Raw genomic sequence first — 584 nt, 5'->3', positions numbered from 1 at the left:
ATGATAATCTAATGTACTCTATTTAAAATAAAAAATTAAATCGCAAATTGTAAAATGAAGTTAGCCACCTTGAGTCAAGCAAAAAACATCTGAATCTCTTATACTAGAAGTTCGACCAAATAGTATAAAAAGGAAATTCAGATGCAAGACTATTCTATCACAAGCCAGAGCAAAGGGAAACACCTGACCAATCAAGACCGTTTAAACATTGAACGTTGGCACAATAAAGAAGGACTGAGCAACCGTGAGATTGCGCGCTTATTGAATAAAGCTCATGGGACGATTGACAGAGAGATGAAGCGAGGGGAAATCCAGCTCAAGCGGAAGGTAAAATACTCTGCTAAAAAGGCTCAAGAAAATTATGAAGGATTGAGGGCTCACAGTGTTCGTCCGAGTAAACTCACGACTGAGATTGATTGTTATGTGAGTACACGTCTTAAAGAAGACAAGGACTCTTTGGAAGTCATTCATCAGGCTCTAAAAGGAGTTTCTCTGAGCAGCCTCTACAATTGGGTCAACTGGGGCTGGTTAGAAGCCAAGCGTCATCATCTTTTCTATCCGCAGTATAAGGCGGCAAAGAAAAT

1 protein-coding gene is annotated in these 584 nt (G+C 39.7%); it reads left to right on the top strand.

Annotated elements, in window-relative coordinates; translation table 11 throughout:
- Positions 1–141: 141 nt before the first annotated feature.
- Positions 142–584, top strand: a 443-nt coding sequence (locus tag JKP73_RS22025) for a helix-turn-helix domain-containing protein (protein ID WP_152993290.1), incomplete at its 3' end; no start/stop codon positions are given.

This window comes from Virgibacillus salexigens (genome assembly GCF_014905415.1).
GTDB classification, from domain to species: domain Bacteria; phylum Bacillota; class Bacilli; order Bacillales; family Amphibacillaceae; genus Virgibacillus; species Virgibacillus salexigens.
Note: the sequence above shows the minus strand (reverse complement) of the source record. Positions and strands in the feature narration are given on the sequence as shown.